Origin of the sequence: Sphingobacterium ginsenosidimutans (genome assembly GCF_039536865.1) — a bacterium.
In the GTDB taxonomy this organism is placed as follows: domain Bacteria; phylum Bacteroidota; class Bacteroidia; order Sphingobacteriales; family Sphingobacteriaceae; genus Sphingobacterium; species Sphingobacterium detergens.
Genome location: NZ_BAAAZK010000004.1, coordinates 1 through 20,154 on the forward strand (window position 1 = coordinate 1; position 20,154 = coordinate 20,154).

10 protein-coding genes and 2 tRNA genes are annotated in these 20,154 nt (G+C 42.0%); 7 read left to right on the forward strand and 5 right to left on the reverse strand.

Going from position 1 to position 20,154, the window contains the following annotated elements:
• From ABFX33_RS08925 to ABFX33_RS08935, 3 genes are all read right to left on the reverse strand, one after another.
• Nucleotides 1-59, reverse strand: a tRNA-Pro gene (locus ABFX33_RS08925).
• Between the two features lie 201 nt (nucleotides 60-260).
• On the reverse strand, nucleotides 261-1,085 hold the full coding sequence (locus ABFX33_RS08930) for a DUF5694 domain-containing protein (protein WP_346085598.1): 825 nt from the start codon (nucleotides 1,083-1,085) through the stop codon (nucleotides 261-263).
• A gap of 329 nt (nucleotides 1,086-1,414) precedes the next feature.
• Nucleotides 1,415-1,849 carry a hypothetical protein gene (locus tag ABFX33_RS08935; protein ID WP_257087502.1) on the reverse strand — a complete coding sequence of 145 codons (435 nt, stop codon included), beginning with the start codon at nucleotides 1,847-1,849 and terminating at the stop codon, nucleotides 1,415-1,417.
• Nucleotides 1,850-2,151: 302 nt separating this feature from the next.
• On the opposite strand from ABFX33_RS08935, the gene ABFX33_RS08940 reads away from it, so the two are divergent.
• The 6 genes from ABFX33_RS08940 (at nucleotide 2,152) to ABFX33_RS08965 (ending at nucleotide 11,285) form a co-directional block, all read left to right on the forward strand.
• Nucleotides 2,152-4,527 carry an ABC transporter permease gene (locus tag ABFX33_RS08940; protein WP_346085600.1) on the forward strand — a complete coding sequence of 792 codons (2,376 nt, stop codon included), beginning with the start codon at nucleotides 2,152-2,154 and terminating at the stop codon, nucleotides 4,525-4,527.
• Nucleotides 4,528-4,687: 160 nt separating this feature from the next.
• On the forward strand, nucleotides 4,688-5,116 hold the full coding sequence (locus ABFX33_RS08945; protein WP_346085602.1) for an HYC_CC_PP family protein: 429 nt from the start codon (nucleotides 4,688-4,690) through the stop codon (nucleotides 5,114-5,116).
• An 82-nt stretch (nucleotides 5,117-5,198) separates the two neighbouring features.
• Nucleotides 5,199-6,587 carry a TolC family protein gene (locus ABFX33_RS08950; protein ID WP_346085604.1) on the forward strand — a complete coding sequence of 463 codons (1,389 nt, stop codon included), beginning with the start codon at nucleotides 5,199-5,201 and terminating at the stop codon, nucleotides 6,585-6,587.
• 11 nt (nucleotides 6,588-6,598) lie between these two features.
• A complete protein-coding gene (locus ABFX33_RS08955; RefSeq protein ID WP_346085606.1) occupies nucleotides 6,599-9,757 on the forward strand; it encodes an efflux RND transporter permease subunit in 3,159 nt (1,052 codons plus the stop codon).
• A 6-nt stretch (nucleotides 9,758-9,763) separates the two neighbouring features.
• The gene (locus ABFX33_RS08960) at nucleotides 9,764-10,858 is read left to right on the forward strand and encodes an efflux RND transporter periplasmic adaptor subunit (protein WP_257087491.1); all 1,095 of its coding nucleotides are present in this window, start codon (nucleotides 9,764-9,766) and stop codon (nucleotides 10,856-10,858) included.
• A gap of 7 nt (nucleotides 10,859-10,865) precedes the next feature.
• The gene (locus ABFX33_RS08965) at nucleotides 10,866-11,285 is read left to right on the forward strand and encodes a hypothetical protein (protein WP_346085608.1); all 420 of its coding nucleotides are present in this window, start codon (nucleotides 10,866-10,868) and stop codon (nucleotides 11,283-11,285) included.
• 221 nt (nucleotides 11,286-11,506) lie between these two features.
• Here the strand turns inward: ABFX33_RS08965 and ABFX33_RS08970 are convergent, their stop codons facing one another.
• Together ABFX33_RS08970 and ABFX33_RS08975 are read right to left on the reverse strand one after the other, a co-directional pair.
• On the reverse strand, nucleotides 11,507-11,968 hold the full coding sequence (locus ABFX33_RS08970) for a hypothetical protein (RefSeq protein WP_257087489.1): 462 nt from the start codon (nucleotides 11,966-11,968) through the stop codon (nucleotides 11,507-11,509).
• Nucleotides 11,969-12,494: 526 nt separating this feature from the next.
• A tRNA-Pro gene (locus ABFX33_RS08975) sits at nucleotides 12,495-12,568 on the reverse strand.
• Between the two features lie 584 nt (nucleotides 12,569-13,152).
• On the opposite strand from ABFX33_RS08975, the gene ABFX33_RS08980 reads away from it, so the two are divergent.
• Nucleotides 13,153-20,139 carry an SDR family NAD(P)-dependent oxidoreductase gene (locus tag ABFX33_RS08980; RefSeq protein WP_346085610.1) on the forward strand — a complete coding sequence of 2,329 codons (6,987 nt, stop codon included), beginning with the start codon at nucleotides 13,153-13,155 and terminating at the stop codon, nucleotides 20,137-20,139.
• Nucleotides 20,140-20,154: the final 15 nt, after the last annotated feature.

Consider the following 20,154-nt stretch of genomic DNA (forward strand, 5'->3'; position numbering starts at 1 on the left):
GGCAGGATTCGAACCTACGACCTCCACATCCCAAATGTGGCGCGATACCGGGCTACGCTACACCCCGAAAAGGTATCACCTTTGTTTTGTGTGGCACAAAAGTACACTAAAAATATTTTTTTTCAAAATTATTTTCAACAATATCGTTAACCAACTGATACGTTGATAAATAAATTTACAACGAACAAATTACTCCAAAAATATTGTCGATTATTTTCGTTTAAACCATCCAGTAGGAATTCAAAAAAAAGAAAAAAGGTTTATTTTAAATAGTCAAAAATATTTTCAAGTTTATATTTTGGGCTCCTTTTCAAAAAATCTATAAAAAAAGCTGTATGTGTCCCTCCCATTAATATAAAGATTCTGTCATTTTTATCAACAGGAATTTGATTAAAATTTGAAAACATCACCAAATTTCTATGATAAAATTTCGCAGCTTCATCGGCACCTTCTGCATTCCCTTTACTTGAGATATAAGTCAGCAGATCAGCATTTATGTTCATTAAACTTTCTAAATATTGAGGGTGGTTATTCAATTTGAACAAGTCATAGAACGAAATTTTCTCGTTTACAATGTTTTTTTGATTTTCTTCGTATAACTTCCAATACTTATTGACCGTGATTTTGTCTATGGCATTTTTCACACTACTGCCGATATTATAATTGTAACTCTCTTTAAAATCTATTCCATAAATTTTCTTTGCCCCACTTAATCGTCCAACTTCATACGCTAGCAGTTCTCTTTCATCAGGTTTTTGAAATTTTTTATCCGGATTTTCGATATAATCTAAATAATCTGCTTGTCTTATAGGATCATTTTTGGGCAAAGATTCGATGACAATTATGGTAGGCTTAAATTTCGCTAGAATGTTCGCCAACTTCTTTATTTCTATTTTGTTGTTTTCATCATTCACATCAAATGCTAGCGAATTTGCATCGGAAGTCTCTCCCATATGAAATGTCCCAACGTTCAAAACCGAAATTGCATCATCGAATTTTGTTTTTATCTTTTTTTGATTCAAAATAGCGTCTTGTCCATAAAGGTTTATGGTTACAAACAATAACAAAGTCAATAGTATTTTCATTTTTCATAATATTTCGTTCTATCGGACCATCCCAAAAGAACTTATATGGTTAGCTATACTAGCTAAAGGTACAAAAAGTTTCACAGCACAGATTTCAATAAGTCAATTTCGCTTTTGCATTTTATTGGATACGACAAGTCGATTTATCTTTTGATATCCTATAATAGAAACAATTGATAGCCAACTGTAATGATATGTCCAGAACTTTCAACAGCCCGAAGTAATGTCTTCACAAACAAAACCCTTCAAATTTTATGAATTTGAAGGGTTTTGACTTTATTTTATAAACATGCTCGAGGTGAAAGGATTCGAATCTATGCCCCGCCTGATTACCAACTTCTTTTGATTATCATAGTGGTTTTAATCGCCCCCTGCTGATTAACCAGTGTTAGCTTCGATACTGTAGAAACAATATTTTCCTGAATCTTATATTCAACACCATCAAAAATCATTGTTTTTGAATCAGGCATACTGTAGTCGTAAGCTACCGCAGATTTATCTTTTTTCTTATGCCAGGCACCATCTTTATCAAAATTAAGTGTCTCGCCCTGCTCCATCATTTCACGGGTCACATTTAACTCAGCGACACTATTTCCTGAAACGGTTTTAGTCCAGCGTTCCCAATTTCCGGTACGGATTATATTCAGTGCTGCATCCCTGCCAATATTATCAACAGTTTCCTTACTACAAGATGTCATTCCAACCGCAATTACTCCAAGCAACAGCAGCATCCAATTTTTAAAAGTCATTTTTAATATGCTCATAATTTATTTTTGGGGGTACATTTACAAGTATTATACCAAAATCTAATTGTCAACATGACGTAAGTCCGTTAAAACGGAGTTGTTTAGCTGTCCGAATATGAATAACTGGTGTTCGAATATGAACAGTCAACAAAATAAAAAACAAAGCAACACATTCATTAAAAGACACTTACCTATTTGGCAATCTATTTGAAAATGTCTGAATATTGAACAACGTATTTTATACCATAGTTGAATGACCGATTTCGTCGGACTAGTTGATGAATATAAGTTTAAAACACAGTCACTAATAGAGAAAAAGTATGATAAAGAGCTATTTCACAATTGCATGGAGAAATCTGCAAAAAAATAAAGTATTTTCGTTTATCAATATTCTCGGCCTGACAATAGGGATTACGGTGTGCCTGATGATATTTCTTTTTATCGTGAATCAATTCAGTGTGGACAAATTTCATATCCAAGGCGACCGGATTCACCGGGTAATGCGTGGCTTTAACAGTTCGAAGGAGCGCGTACCTTACCTCTCCCCCCCTTATGCCACAGCACTGTTAACAGATTATCCTGATGATATCAAGAAAGCGGTAAGAGTGATGCCGACCAATGGATTGTTTTCCTTTAATAATATCGCGTTCAATGAAAAAAAACTCTATGTAGCGGATTCTGATTTCTTTGATCTGTTCAGTCTTCCCCTGATCAGGGGAAATGCAAAGACTGTTTTGCAGAATCCCGCTAGCGTAGTGCTCACGGAAACAAGTGCTAAAAAATACTTCGGCAATGAAAATCCGATAGGCAAAGTGCTGAAGCTAGATAAAAACAAACAGCTTACCGTTACAGGTATCGCAAAAGACGTCCCCACCAATTCACATTTGGATTTTGACCTGGTCATACCACTCGCCAACTATTCTAAAGAAGAGTGGTTTAAAGGCTGGATTAACAACAGTATGTTTACATATGTCCTACTCGGTGAGCATACGGATAAAAAACTGCTCGAAAGCAAGCTTCCACAGTTTATGGATAAACACATGAAAGCAGTTTCCAATCTCATGAACATTAAATTCGATCTTTCGCTCACGCCATTATATGACATTTATTTTGAACCCCACAGCCAATTCGACGATGTAAAACATGGAGACAAAAAAGTCGTATACATCTTTCTTTCCATCGCTATCCTGATATTAGTGATCGCTTGTATCAATTTTATGAACCTCTCCACCATTCGAGCGGTGGACCGATCAAAAGAAGTCGGCCTGAGGAAAGTACTGGGGGCACAACGCACACAACTGACCTATCAATTCATAGGCGAATCTCTCCTATTGACTTTTATATCTTGCTTGCTCTCCATTGCTATATTACAACTACTGATGCCAATTTACAATCAGCTCTTAGGATACACGTTGACGGTTTCCTGGGATTCCTGGCCAATATATGTCTTTTTGGTCGCCATTATCTTTGTAGTTGGATTATTGGCAGGAAGTTATCCGGCTTTTTACCTATCGACTTTTTCTCCGATCCAGGCATTGAAGGGTAAACTGCAATTAGGCAAGGGTGGAGCGTTGTTTCGTCAGATTTTAGTGGTATTACAGTTCAGCATTTCCATTTTACTTATTATCGGAACCACCATCATCACAAAACAGATGAAATATGTAAAAGAAAGAGGGTTGGGATATGATGATCAGCAAAGCATAGTGATTCCATTGGATAATAATGAACTGTACAGCAACATGCATACATTCAAAAACGAATTGCTGAGCAACAGCAACATTGCCTCAGTTTCTTTCATGTCCGGCGAACCGGGGGGCTTTTTCGATAGCCATAACTTTGAGGTGGAGAGAAAGGATACTGAGTCATGGAAATCCAGAACGGAATTTACAGACTTTGGATTTGTCCGTACCTTAGGCCTGAAGATACTTGCTGGGCGGGATTTTTCCATGCAATATCCAACAGACTCCACCAAAGCAGTACTCATTAACCGTACTGCAGCAACACAGCTTGGTTTTACCCCCGAACAAGCCATCGGTAAATGGATAAGAAATACAATCCGGGATTCTTCACGCCGAACCATCATTGGTGTCGTGGACGATTTCAACTTCCTTTCCCTGAAAGAAAACATGGATGCACTTGTTATTTCGCCATCCGACGACCTGCGAACAGTAGTTATAAAATTGAATACGAATGACTTTCCCGCTGCATTGAAAACAATCGAAGCCGCATTCAATAAAGCAGCTCCGCTTTATCCCTTTGAATACACTTTTTTGGATCAGAAGTTTGACACCCTTTATAAAACAGACATCAGGCAGCAAAGAATCCTTGGTCTATTTGCGGGATTGGCCATATTTATTGCTTGCCTGGGGTTATATGGACTGGCCTCATTTACAGCAACCAAACGAAATAAAGAAATCGGAATTCGCAAGGTACTGGGAGCCTCGATATCGGGTGTGGTGGCACTGCTTTCCAAAGATTTTATGAAACCAGTGCTAATAGCCTTACTCATAGCCTCGCCTATTGCCTGGTGGATTATGAACAAATGGCTGGAAAACTTTGCCTACCGCATTAACATCCAATGGTGGATGTTTGTCGCGGCAGGACTGATTGCAATCTGCATTGCACTGGTTACAGTAAGCTGGCAGGCGCTTCGGGCCGCAATAGCCAATCCCGTTGATAGCCTGCGGGATGAATAATAGGGCTATAAATGTTATAAAACTTTGATGAAATTGTACAAATAAGCCTTTAAAAGAAAAAATATATTTGCATCACTGATACGTAAAGCCATTGCGATTTGTCTAGCACCCTATGATGCTGGCGATTTTACCGGCAATTCAACAGATAAATTAAAAACAGGTGAAAAAATTACTCGTCATCTTTCTTTCTATAATATATTCGGTATTGGCCTTAGGCCTTACACAGTACCAGCATATTTGCAAAGGAACATCTGTAAAACTGTACAGCTGGACGAATACTGAAAACCCTGACAACAATAAACCTTGCCCGATCTGCTCTTCAAAGGACAAGAAATTAAACGAAAAAAAGAAAGACTGCTGTAAACATCAGTCCAAACTGGTCAAACTCAACGACAGTCTAAAAAAGCAATCTCACTTTGATTTTTCGGTAAAATTCTGGGGTTCGGCGATACCCAACCAACTGCTGGGTGCCCTATTTGATATATCTTTTATCAATAGCAATAACGACAAATCCCTCACTTATCTATCCTTAAAAAGCCCCATCTGGAGCAATCCGCTCTATATCCTTCATTGTACTTATCGAATTTGATAGCACACATCTTGTAAAAGCTTGTGGTGCCTAAACAGGTACCGCCTTAATTCTTGATGTCTACTCACAAATTTTATTTTCGATGAAATTAAAACTCATTGCATCATTGGGTGTAATCTGGGGAATGAGCCTACATGGCTTTTCACAGACCTTAAAACTCGAAGATGCCCTCACACGTGCCGTTGAACAGTACGACCAGATAAAATCAAAGCAATTTGTTGCATCGGCAGCAAAACAGCATACTGTCTTTCAAAAACAACAATATCTTCCAGACCTCACCTTAGCAGCACAGCAGAGCTTTGGAACAATAAATGCCCAACATGGTCCTATGTATGCCTATGGTGGTCTTGCATCGGGTGCAACATCCATGCCCCTAGCGGAACAAAATTGGAATGCCGCATTTGGATCGCTCTATTTTGCCAATGTCAACTGGAATGTATACACCTTTGGAAGGATCAAAAATCAGGTGCTCCTCGGTTCAATAAAGGAACAGACAACCGAGGCCGATCTTGCACAGGAAATCTTTCAGCACAAAATCAAAACAAGTGCCGCCTATCTGAATCTACTGGCGAGTCAACGGATAAAATATGTTCAGGAAAAAAACCTGGGCCGTGCACGGGTTTTTTATGAAATGACTACCGCCAGAGCGGAAAGTGGATTGATCGCTGATGTAGATGCCCAATTGGCCAAAGCAGAAGTTTCTAATGCAAAATCCCTTCAGATCAAATCCTACGACAAGGAACTAGAGTACTCAAAACAACTCGCCATTTTGTTAAATGATGATTTTAAAACATATCAACTGGATACGACCTATAATACCAGTATCCCGAACAGGAAAGTAGTACAACACGAAGCTTCCGTGGAAAAACATCCATTCCTGCTATTCCAAAACAGCAAAATCAACGAGAGCATACAAACCGAGGAAATCCTGAAATCCAATCGCATGCCCTCTGTTTCCGCTTTTGGCGTACTACAAGGACGCGGCACTGGTTTCGACTGGAACTATATGCAGGATAACTCAGCATACTCTTCAAATTATTTTAAAGGAGTGGGTATAAACCGAGCAAACTATCTGCTTGGCGTTTCATTCAGCTGGAACCTGACTAATATCTTCCGTTTTGATACCAAAAACAGGGAGCAAAAATTATATACTCTGGCGATCCAGAGAGAATATGAAAAACATAAAAAAGATTTTATAGCGCAGTCCCTCCTCGCCGATTCTCAGCTAAAAAATGCCATTGACAATTTCAGGGAAACCGAAATCCAATTGTCCGCTGCTAGTCTTGCTTACAAACAGCATAATGCATTGTATGAAAATGGACTGACAACCCTGGTTGATTATACCCAGGCATTGTATAGTTTAAATAGAGCTGAGATCGACTATGAAATTGCACAGAATAATGTTTGGCAGGCATTGCTATCGCTGGCCGCCGCGCAGGGTGATTTCAATATTTTCATTCATCAATCTTAAGTCTATCCTTTATGAATATCATCAAATTTGCCTTGCAAAAACCAATTTCCATTATGGTTATTGTCATTGGCCTGTTATTCTTTGGTATCAAAGCAACCAAAGATGTTAAAGTAGATATCCTACCCGAAATGGACCTGCCTGTCGTTTATGTAGCCCACTCTTTTAACGGCTATACCCCACAGCAGATGGAAGGTTATTTCACCAAAATGTACGTCAACATGCTCCTGTTTACCAATGGTATTAAGAGTATAGAATCAAAGAATACTCAGGGATTGACACTCATGAAAATTGTTTTCTATGAGGGTATTGATATGGGAGAAGCAATCGCAACCATCAATGCATTATCCAATCGTTCCCAGGTATTTTTACCTCCGGGTGCGCCACCACCCTTCATCATCCGCTTTGACGCTTCCTCCCAGCCTGTCGGTCAGCTGGTCTTTCGTAGCAATACGAAAACCAATAATCAACTACAGGATATCGCGAACTTCAGTGCGCGACCATTCTTAATAAAGATACCGGGACTGACAACTGCTCCACCTTTTGGCGGAAGTCCACGGACAATCGAAGTAAACATAGATCCTTACAAACTGCGGGCGCACAACCTGTCTCCGGAACAGGTTGTTGAAGCCATCAGTAGAAATAACATCACCTCTCCTTCCGGAAATGTGTATATCGGTGACAAAAACTATCTGACACCGACAAACAATACGGTAAAGAAAATAGAAGAACTGGGGGAAATTCCAATCTTTAAAAACACAGTAGACAATGTATACATCCGTGATGTGGCAATCATAAAAGATGGTGCTGATATCGCCACAGGTTATGCCCTGATTGACGGAAAAAGATCGGTTTATATTAATATCGCTAAAGCAGGAAATGCTTCGACCCTGGATGTTGTCAATAAGCTTAAAGAACGCTTGCCCGAAATCCAACGAAATATGCCTGACGATGTCAGCATTTCGTACGAATTTGACCAGTCGGTTTATATCAGCAATGCCTTGAAAAGCTTAGTTATCGAAGGAATTCTGGGCGCTGTCCTCACCGGTCTGATGGTGCTCCTATTTCTGAACGACCGCAGGGCAGCGCTGATTGTAATTATGACCATCCCTATTTCGATTATTTCTGGTGTTTTATTTTTGAAGCTATTTGGACAGACCCTCAATATCATGTCCTTATCGGGACTAGCATTAGCTATTGGAATATTGGTCGATGAAAGTACGGTGACCATCGAGAATATCCACCAGCATTTTGCCCTGGGAAAAACGCGTGCCCAAGCAATCTGGGATGCCTGTAAGGAAATTGCTTTTCCAAAACTTTTGATCATGCTCTGTATTCTGGCCGTATTTGCTCCTGCTTTTATGATGACCGGTATTCCCGGTGCATTGTTTATGCCGCTTGCACTGGCGATCGGATTTTCGATGATTGTTTCGTTTTTATTGTCGCAGACTTTTGTACCCGTGATGGCCAATTGGATGATGAAACATGATCCTGAAACATGTCATAATCCCGCACATAAGAAAAATTGGTTTGATCGTTTTCGTGAGCGCTTTCTGCATCTATTGTCAAACTTGGTAGCCAAACACAAGATAATCGTAAGCTTAAGTTTGATTTTTGCATTGGTAGCATGCTTTTTCTTATATCAGGGAATTGGTAAGGATGTATTGCCTACAGTCAATTCCCGTCAGTTTCAGGTACGGATAAAAGCCCCTGAAGGTACGCGTATCGAAGTAACTGAAGGAAAAGTAAAGCAGTTTCTAACCCTTTTGAAGGAAAAAGTAGGCCCTGATAATATTGCCATATCATCGGTTTTTATCGGTCAGCACCCCTCTACTTTCGCCGTTAGCCCAATTTATTTATACAATGCCGGGCCACACGAGGCATTGATGCAGGTGGCATTGAAGAAGCTAAAAGGTAATTCGGATGAATTAAAGGATGAACTCAGAAAGTACTTTCAAGAAAAAATGCCGGAAATACAGCTCTCTTTCGAACCCATTGAACTTACTGAGAAAATACTAAGTCAGGGCACCAATACCCCTATCGAGATCCGGATCTCAGGGATGATGAAAAAGATGAATCGCATGTATGCGCAAAAACTTCTCGGAAAGTTAAAGGAGATCGACTACCTGCGCGACCAGCAGATCCCCCAGTCCATGGATTATCCAGCCCTACAGATTAATATCGATCGGACAAGGGCGGCACAACTGGGACTCGATGCACAAGATATCGCAAAGTCATTGGTCACCGCTACCGCATCCACACGCTATACCAATAAGAATTTTTGGGTCGGTGGAATGATGGGAATTGCCTACGATGTGCAGGTTCAAACACCACAAAATATTTTAAACAGTAAAGAAGAACTGGAGAATCTAACACTTTCTAAGAATGCAGACCGTCCCGTGCTAGGCGATGTCGCAACAATTACGGCAACCAAAGAACTTGGTGAAAGCTATAATTTGGGAACTATGGGCTACACCACGGTTGCCGCAAATCTGCATAAAAAAGATCTGGGGAAGGCTTCGCACGACATTCAAGCCGCTATTGCATCTTTGGGTGAATTACCAAAAGGTATCAATATTGAAGTCGCGGGGATGGCACCTGTACTGAATGAGACGATGAGTAATCTCGCTACAGGTCTATTGATTGCTGTTGTGGTTATCTTTTTGATGCTTACAGCGACTTTTCAGTCCTTTCGGATATCACTCGTTATTCTCTCTACAGTTCCTTTCGTGATCGTTGGAGCGTTGATATTATTAAAATTAACCGGTTCGACACTCAACTTACAATCTTATATGGGACTCATTATGTCTGTCGGCGTTTCGATTGCCAATGCGGTCTTATTAATCAATAATGCAGAATCGCTACGACTGAAAAATCAAAATGCAATAAGCTCCGCTATTGAGGCCGCCAAGCTTCGCATCCGTCCCATTATCATGACAACTATCGCCATGGTTGCGGGGATGTTACCGATGGCTATCGGTTTTGGTGAAGGTGGAGACCAGGTCTCGCCATTGGGACGCGCTGTTATCGGAGGTCTTCTTTTTTCAACCTTCTCGGTACTCATCGTCCTCCCGCTGGTATTTGTATGGATACAGCACAAAGCAACAACGACCTCGCCTTCTTTGGATCCTGAAGATGAGGAAAGCATTCATTTTGTTAAAACAAAAATCTAATTCTTTATGAAATTTAAGTCAATCATATTACCAGCAATTGCGCTATTATTTAGCGCATGCGACCAAAATACAAAAGAGAACAACGGCACCACAAAGGAAACCCCAAAAGCCACGAAGATGGGGTTCATGCCTTTGATGACCATCCCGATTGCCAAAATGAATCCTACTGTTCCACTACAACTGGCGGGCGAACTAAAACCTGATCAGGAGACAGCATTGTTTGCAAAGGTGCAGAGTTATGTCAAGACGATCCATGTAGATATTGGTTCGCAGGTCAGCAAAGGGCAGATACTAATGGTGCTGGAAGCTCCCGAATTGCAGGCTCAAATAGCCAATGCAAAGGCCAAAATACTTTCGCAAGAGGCGATTTATACAGCAACAAAAGCCAATTACGATCGTATGTTTCGGGCAAACCAGACTAAGGGCGCTATTGCCCGCGATGCCCTGGATCAAATTACGGCACAAAAACTTTCTGACGAAGCCAGTGTAAAAGCCGCTCGGGCCGCCTATACAGAAATACAGGATATCAATCAGTATTTAATTATACGGGCACCCTTCAGTGGTATCATTACATCCCGAAATACAGATATCGGCGCCTATGTTGGCCCCATGGGTGGAACACCTTTGCTTATCATCCAAAATTCATCTAAACTCCGTTTAAATCTATCGGTTCCGGAAGCACATGTTCCCTATGTAGCCATAGGTGACACCGTCAACTTCACGGTAAGGGCACTTCCGGAGAAGAACTTCCAAGCAACAATAACCCGAAAAAGTGGTACGCTGGACATGAAGTTACGATCCGAAAAGTTTGAAGCAGACTTTGTCAATAACGATCCGGATCTTAAGCCTTTTATGGTCGCCGAAGCAAAGGTTCAGCTTAAAAACAGCAAAGCAACTTTCTTTATTCCACGTTCGGCATTGGTCGAAGGCAACATGGGAATCTATGTCATCAAAAATGCCGGTGGAAACGCAAAGTTTATTCCTGTAAACAAGGGAAGAATACTCAATGATAAAATTGAAGTTTTCGGCGAACTCACGGAGGGTGACCAGCTAATAAAAATGGCCAACGAAGAAATCACAGAGGGAACACCTATTAAATAGAAAATATATGAAAATGTTAAGATCAATGTTATTTTCAGCTTTATTAATTACGTTGGCAATAAGCTGTGGCAGTCCTGAAAACACAAACAACAATGCAGCTTTGCCAGCTGTAACGCAAAAGCAATTTGGTTATGAAAAAGGACAACAGGTCCCACAGGATATGGTCTGTATGGTCAATGACGAATTTATGGGCAAAAAGCAACTGGCGGTACCTTTGGATGGAAAGATCTATTACGGCTGTTGCGAAAATTGCAAAGAGAGAATCCCAAAAGATGAGAATGTACGCTATGCCATAGATCCACATACTGGATCAAAAGTTGATAAAGCGAAGGCCTACATTGTCCTTATCGGAAATGAAGGTCAGGTTGCCTATTTCGAACATCAGAACAACTATAAGTTGTTTCTGAAGCAGAATAAGGTATTATAGCCATACAGTAAAGAAAATCAAAACGATGGGGCTGCGCCTGGGCAGCCTCATTATTAAGATCATACAACAGTCTAGTTTATATCAGCTTTAATTACTGCTCCTCGGCTTCTAGCAGTTGAATAAACCGCTCACCCAAAGGTGAAATCTCGTACCCTACGGTGTGGCTTATTGTTAAACCCAGGTTTTTCAGCTTGCGAATATTTAGTTTCAGCCATTCCTTTTCAAAAACCCAGTAACCGCGCAATACCGATCGCATGTAGATTGGGATTTTCTCTTATGGCAGATAAGATTAACCTTATCCATGGCCCCTGTCTACTAACAGTATCCAAGCGGGCTATTTTTATTTTCAACTGCATGAACTGTTCCTCCGAGAGTTCAGTCCCCTCCCGCAACTTAATCCGCGGGTCTTCGGAGTGATAACGGACAGCTGTCCTGAAAATCGTTGCCAAGTATTGCTGTCTGAACGATTTTAAGAGTTGAGTTTTATCTTTAAAACCAGCACTCATGGCCTCTTGGTCAGTTATTACGGATTCGTCGACCGTTTCTATCGCACCGATTTCAACCAAACCAACCGAAGTCTTCAACAGCGTCCCGCTTTTGACAGCAGCCTGTTTCCATTGACGAAAGGCCAAGGTAATTTTCCCTGATTTTATTCCCGCCAGATGAATCTCTTTAAACAGCATCGCATGAATTCTTTATATCCATATTTAATTTCTGATCCGAAACCGAATGAAATTAAAAGCAAAAATCGTGCATTCATTTACGAGTCAACACATGAAGAAACCAAACTCTTAGAACAAGATTTCAGCTATCCTGGAGTTTGCCAAGTTGGGAATTCCCCAGTTCAGAGTTATTGGATTGATTATCACCAAAAGTCCGTTTAAACTGACATACTGTACAAATTAAATAACCTACAAGAACACCTAGGATAGATGCCAAAATATCTTTGTAATCAAAGGGGCCGCTAGTTTATGATTTTAGCAAATGTGTTGCTCAACAAGATGGAAAATTATATTGGCTGTTGACTATGAAAAAAAGCTGTTTACATTACATTGGTTCAGTCGGGGTGGCAGGATTGGTTCAGCCACACAATGCCCAAACACGACCCTGAGCCTCCTTTGGATCGAACCTCACAGCTCCTCAAAAGGCCGTAGGTTCTCATCTCGCCTAGAAACAAAAAAAGCCCTAACTTTCATTAGAGCTTTTTAGTCGGGGTGGCAGGATTCGAACCTACGACCTCCACATCCCAAATGTGGCGCGATACCGGGCTACGCTACACCCCGAAAAAGGTATCACCTTTGTTTTGTGTGGCACAAATATACACTTATTAGGCATTCCTTACAAGCATAAATGTAAAAATAAAACTAATCAGCTGATCTATTGAAAGATATTACCTATTATTCATATTTAATTAAATAGTTAAATATAAAAGTCATGCAGGAAGCAAGATAATCAAAGCGCTCATACGCTTTATTCACTTCACAACTGCCGAGAAGGATCGCAAACAAATAATATAGAAATCGAAAACGACAACCTATTATTATAAAACACAATCAAAAAAGCTTTATGAGATAAAATTATCCCTTTAGTTATTACAACTATAAGAAAATATTTATTATTTTCGAAACACAGACCTAAAAAACGATATACAACTGAATTTCAATAAATTTGTAGCCTCTTGGTTAATAATACTCAAGCATTTACTACTTTTTTGTTAAAAAATCATTATCAAATTACCTTTATTGTTAAAAATATAATAGAAATTAACTACTTTTATTCTACCATAACAACCCTCCTATCAAAACCACTAAGATTTTGATGTTTGTTATGGGATCTCCTGCTATTATATTTTCAAGATCATCAATGCATGAAAAATTTAACCATTATTGGATTAACGCCTTTTGAAAAGCCTGACGTCAATCTCATGCCCAAACTCTATCAAGCGGGTGCATTTCCCGTACTAAGTTTGGGACACGACTTAGCCAACGCTCAGGAAGCACTGAATCAACTTGATCAGACTGCTCTATTTACTTATGGAATTTATTTTCCAAATGATAAACTTCTATCCCTTGAAATTCCGGAGAAAGTAAGCGTCGTCATTCTTCCTTTTGGCACCCCAGCTCCCACAGCTCCGCACCTGTCTATAGTGTATCAGGTCAGTAGTCTGGAAGAAGCCATACAAGCGGAACAGCTTAACGCAAAAGGAATTATCATAAAAGGAAATGAAGCTGGAGGTCTCGTTGGATATGAATCCACGTTTGTACTCTTCCAACGGATTATCAAAGAAATCCAGTCCATACCAGTATGGGTACAGGGCGGCATAGGTCTGCATACCGCTGCTGCCGCAAAATCCCTCGGTGCCACTGGAATTGTGTTGGACAGCCAACTTGCGCTGTTTCCTGAAAGTTCAGTTCCCCAAGACTTCAAAACACTCTGTGGAAAATTAAACGGGACGGAAACCAAGATCATTGCCAACCATCGCGTATTGGTGCGACCAAACTCTCCAGTGTTATCGGACCAGGTTGACACGACCGAACTCCGAGCATATTTTACCGACCTGAATCCTACTACGAGTTATATCCCGATGGGGCAAGACATTTCCTTGGCCATCGATCTTTATGAAGATTTCAGAACACTGAAAAAGCTTATTTTCGGATTTAAGGAAGCCATGTACGGCCATTTAAAGCAGGCGAAAGCATTACAACCGATTGACAGTGACAATGTATTAGCGAAACAACTAGGCCTGCGTTATCCGATCGCACAGGGTCCCATGACCCGTGTTAGCGATGTCCCTGCTTTTGCCAATGCCGTAGCGGAAGCTGGAGCACTCCCATTTGTTGCCCTGTCCCTGCTCCGTGGTGAAAAAGCCAAAACCTTGGTTATGGAAACCAAACAACTCGCCGGAAACAAAACCTGGGGAGTGGGAATCTTAGGCTTTGCACCACAGGAATTGCGTGAAGAACAGACGGCCTATATCCTGGAAGCTAAACCTCCTGTTGTCCTGATTGCCGGTGGTCGACCTGCACAGGCTAGGGTATTTGAAAAAGCAGGCATAACAACGTTTCTACACGTACCGTCTCCTGCCCTGCTCGACATGTTTCTAAAGGAGGGTGTCAAAAATTTCATTTTCGAAGGTCGCGAATGCGGTGGCCACGTAGGACCTCTTTCGAGCACTGTGCTCTGGGAAAAACAGATCGAACGTATCTTAAAAGAAGATCATCCCGAACAGATCAGTGTTTTCTTTGCCGGCGGCATACACAATGCTTTCTCAACAGCATTTGTTTCTATCATGGCAGCTCCCTTAGCTGCGCGAGGCGTAAAAGTCGGTGTATTGATGGGAACAGCATATCTTTATACGCAAGAGGCTGTAAGTACAGGTGCAATTCAGGAAGAATTTCAGCTGCAAGCCATGCAAGCCAGGGACACTGTCCTCCTGGAGACAGCACCAGGGCATGAAACTCGTTGCTTGAATACGGCTTTTGCACAACACTTCAACCGGGAGAAATCCAAACTCTTGGCTGCAGGTGTAGATAAAAAAGAAGTCTGGGAAAAACTCGAAAAATTAAACGTCGGCCGCTTACGTATTGCTGCTAAAGGTGTAGACCGTCAAGGTGATAAATTGGTCGACATCCCGAAAAGTGAACAACTGGACCTGGGTATGTATATGATCGGCCAGATTGCAACCATGCAGAACAAGGTGATCTCCCTAGACGCGCTGCATCAACATGTCGGCATCGACAACCAGCAGTATATCCATGAAGCAATATTACCGGAAGAACCACTTTCCAGCGAAAAACCGTTGGACGTTGCCATTGTCGGAATGGAGTGTATTTTTCCGGGAGCCAAAAATCTGGAAGAATTTTGGCGCAATATTATCCTTGGAAAAGATAGCGTTACCGAAGTTCCAGATGAACGCTGGAACAAAGAGATTTACTATAAACCTGACGCAGACGGTCCGGACGTATCGCACTCAAAATGGGGTGGTTTTATTCCGAAAATTGATTTTGATCCCTTAGCTTTCGGGATTCCACCGCAATCGCTCGCAGCTATTGAACCAACACAATTGTTGACGCTATTGGTCGCCAAGCGTGCCATGGAGGATGCCGGTTATGGCGAAAAACAAATCAACCGTGAAAACATTTCCGTGATCATCGGTGCTGAAGGTGGCAATGACCTCGCCAATAGCTATAGCTTTAGAGGATACTACAAACAGGTATTCGGAGAACTTCATGAAGAAGTGAAGGAAGCATTGCCTCATACCACTGAAGATTCATTCCCTGGTATACTGGCAAATGTTATCGCTGGCCGGATCACGAACAGACTGGATCTCGGCGGCCGAAATTTTACAGTAGATGCTGCTTGCGCCTCATCCCTCGCAGCGATTGACCTCGCCTGTCAGGAACTTATTCTGGGCAAATCGGATATGGTGCTTGCGGGTGGAGCGGATCTCCATAATGGAATCAACGATTACCTGATGTTTTCCAGCACACATGCGCTATCACGTAAAGGACGATGCGCTACATTTGACAGTGATGCGGATGGAATTGCTCTTGGCGAAGGGGTAGCGATATTGGTGCTCAAACGCTACGAAGATGCTGTACGCGATGGCGACCGCATCTACTCGGTTATCAAAGGCGTGGGCGGATCCAGTGATGGTAAAGCCTTAGGCCTCACCGCTCCCCGAAAAATCGGTCAGGTACGCGCACTGGAACGTGCCTATAATCAAGCAGGTATCAGCGCAGCATCCGTTGGCTTGGTTGAAGCGCATGGTACAGGAACAGTTGTTGGTGATAAAACAGAACTGAGTGCGCTGACCAATTTATTCAGCCGGTCGGGTGCCCTACCAGCACAAACGCATTTAGGTTCGGTCAAAACCCAGATCGGTCACACAAAATGTGCCGCCGGATTGGCAGGCTTAATCAAAGCTTCCCTAGCTGTATTTCATGGTGTAAAACCACCAACACTTCACCTTCAACAACCGAATGCATATTATAATGCCCAAACCAGTCCTTTTGCTTTCCATGCCGAAACAGGTTTATGGGGAGAAAAAAGACGTTATGCTGGCATCAGCGCCTTTGGTTTTGGTGGAACAAATTTCCACGCTGTTATTGCGAATCATCCGCAGGAAGATAGTACAATTGCATTGCAATCTTGGCCATCGGAACTATTTGTTTTCCGTGGCGACAGCTACGACGAAGCTAAGGGTCAATTGGGTCAGGTAAAAGCACTGTTAGATATTAACGATAGCCTCCCGCTAGAAGATATCGCCTATAGCTTAGCTGTTGCTTCTAAAAAAGAGATCCAGCTCAGCATTGTTGCCGATACAGCCGAAGACCTAATGATGAAAATCGAATTGGTGTTATCTGGTATTGAAAGCAAAGACACCTTTATAGTCAATAAACGCGAAGGTAAAACAGCATTCTTATTTCCGGGACAAGGTAGTCAACGTATCAATATGGCCCGTGATCTCTTTGTGGTATTTCCGGCAATGCGAAAGCTGATCGCCCAGTATCCTGAACTGGAAAAAGTGGTCTTCCCCTCAACTACCTTTGATGCCGATTCTTTGAAAAAACAAAAGGAAATCATTAAAGATACACGTCTGGCGCAACCACTTTTGGGGATCGTCGATTTAGCCTTAGCTAAATTCCTCCAGTCATTGGGTATCGTCCCAGATATGCTGGCAGGCCATAGTTACGGTGAATTACCGGCATTGTGTTTCGCTGGTGTATTTGACGAAGAACAATTAGTTGAACTGAGCAGCAAGCGGGCTCAATCCATCCTGGATTCGGTCGAAAATGGAGATCCCGGCACCATGGTTGCTGTTAACGCAAATGCGGAACAGTTGAAGGCACTCCTCAATCGCGTGGAAGGCTGTTATCCGGTGAATTACAATTCTCCGACACAATGTGTTGTTGCAGGTAGCACAGCCGCTATCGGGAAACTCATGGAACTGCTAAAACAGGAACGTGTCTCTGCTAAAAAGCTAGAGGTGGCCTGTGCTTTTCATAGTCCTTTAGTCGCTAGATCGAAAGAGCTTTATGCGAATGTATTGAAGGATGTTCCATTCCAAGAAATGCGACTACCGGTCTGGTCAAACACAACAACAAGCTTATATCCTACTTCGGTATCCGAAATAAAAGCAAGACTGACTGATCATCTGGTTCAACCTGTCCGCTTTGTTGAGGAGCTTCAGGCCATGTATGCAGATGGCGCACGGATATTTATTGAGGTAGGTCCAGGTAAAGTGTTGACGGGCCTGACCAAATCTTGTCTGGAGCAAGATCAACTGACCCTGTACGTAGAGGATAGCAACCGCAACAAATTGACGCACCTACTCTGTATGCTTGCACAATATTTGGGAACTGGTCGCAATTTCGCTATTGATAAACTTTTTGAAGGCCGTCAGATTCAACCAATCCAGCTAGATCAACCAAACTTATATAAGAAAAACCCTACTATCTGGCGTGTCAATGGACAAGCTGCACATCCAACGACAGGAACGCTACCTGTCAATGGCGCATTGCCAATAGTAAGCCCCATTAAAATGAGCAACCTTAACAACCCTATAGCTGCAACAACAGAAGCACAACCTGCTGCTGAGCGTATGCTGCAAGAATATTTAAACAGCATGAAAATGCTGATCCAGGCGCAACGTGATGTTATGCTTTCCTTCTTGGGACAAAACCCTCAAGTAACACCGATGCCTGTCTATTCGAGCCCTGCACCAAATGTGACTGCAGATCGTTCTAACCCGATTCCTATTCAACCAGCTCTCAGTGAAAATTCCGCTGTCGCAACAGTTGTACAAACAGCAACCAAAGACATTAAAACTTTATTGTTGCAGGTAGTAAGCGACAAGACCGGTTATCCACATGAGATGTTGGGTATGGAAATGGATCTGGAAGCCGACCTCAGCATTGATTCAATCAAGCGGGTGGAAATTATCGGAACATTGCGTACAGAGCTTGGGACACTAAAGTTCGATCATGCAAATGAAGATACAATCATGGAACAATTGGCTGCCATAAAAACCTTAAATGGCCTGGTTTCCTGGTTAACAGAATTCAGCGGCGCAACAGCGGCACCAGCAACAAGTACTCCAGCAGCAGTATCGACACCTGCAAGCGCAACGACAAACAAGTCTTCACTCTCCCTTGCAGAATTACAAACAGCAATACTGGATATCGTCAGCGAAAAAACCGGTTATCCCAAAGAAATGTTAGGATTGGATTTGGACCTCGAAGCGGATTTGAGCATAGACTCCATTAAACGGATGGAAATCATTGCTGAACTGAAGACCAAAATTGGTTTTGGGGAGGATCTCGAACACGCCGAAGATCTAATGGAAACCTTAGCCGCGATTAAAACCCTTAACGGCCTTGCTTCCTGGATCAGTGAAGTTAGCGATACAGCTCCTGAGCAGAGTCTCTTGTCCAGACTTCGTTTTGACCTGACACCAGCAGATGCTGCTTCAGCACAAGATACAGAAATTCTACAAGGCAAACGTTTTGCCATTGCTCCTGATCATGGGCAACAGACACTAGCCATCAAAACCATGCTCGAAAAACATGGTGCTATCGCCGAATTGGTCAATCCGGAAAATGATCTTGCTGTCTTCGATGGGCTAATTATCTCCGACATATTTTCAGCAACAGTACAACATAATATTATAGATCAAGTTGATCTGATCAAAAAAATGGATCTGGACAGGGCCAAATGGGTTTATTTAATCTCTGATATTCCGGCACATGTCGAAAAAACAAATGATACACATGCCTTACGCCACTACCAGGGTTACCCGGGACTGTTTAAAAGTTTAGCTCGTGAGTTTGAACAGACCAGCTGTCGATTGATCAGTTTAAGCACACCGCAGGAAACAGATCAGATCGCTGAAATCGCACTAAAAGAAATCTTGACAACCGATAAAACCGTTGAGGTTATCTACAAGAATGATCAACGTCATACATTCGATATTATTCCTTCACCACTGTCGACAGGCAACGAAGAAGTGCAAATCCAGCTGGATCAAAAATCTGTTGTCCTTGTACTTGGCGGTGGACAGGGGATCACTTCTGAATTGGTAAAACATATGTCGGCCTCCTACCCTTGTACTTACATCCTTGTGGGCAGGTCAGCAGACCCAAGAAAAGATATCCCGATCTCGAAAGAACTGGAAACAATGACCTCCAAGGAACAGATCAGAGCTAATCTTATTCAATCAGGACTATTCCATGCACCAGCACAAATTGAGAAAGAGACCCTTCGCATCTATAAGAACAATCAGATCCTACGGACTATCCGCGATATGGAACGTCTAGGAAACACTGTCGTTTATGAATCATTGGATCTCTGTGATGAGGCTGGATTAACGGCCTTACTCCACCAGATTTATGAACAATATGGACAGCTCGATGGTGTTATCCATGGTGCCGGTTTGCTGGAAGATAAACTGTTCAAACAAAAAACAACCAGTTCTTTTGGACGTGTCTTTGACACCAAAGTAAAACCATTACGCGTATTGGCGGAACAACTACGTTCGGACTGTCAGTTCGTTGTCTTATTTTCGAGTATAGCATCTGTTTATGGCAATAAAGGTCAGACAGATTATGCGGCAGCAAACAGTGTATTGGATGACTATGCCAATGTACTGAATAAACGCTTGAAAGGAAAGGTTATTTCGATCAATTGGGGGCCTTGGAAAGGTGCCGGCATGGTTTCACAGACATTGGAAACAGAATATGAACGCCGTGGCATCTCCCTTATTCCTTTGGATGAAGGGAAGGAAATTTTCCTTAACGAGATCAGGTATGGTACGGAAAGCCAAGTGTTAATTATGTCAGGCAACAATTGGTAAACCGTCATATCCATT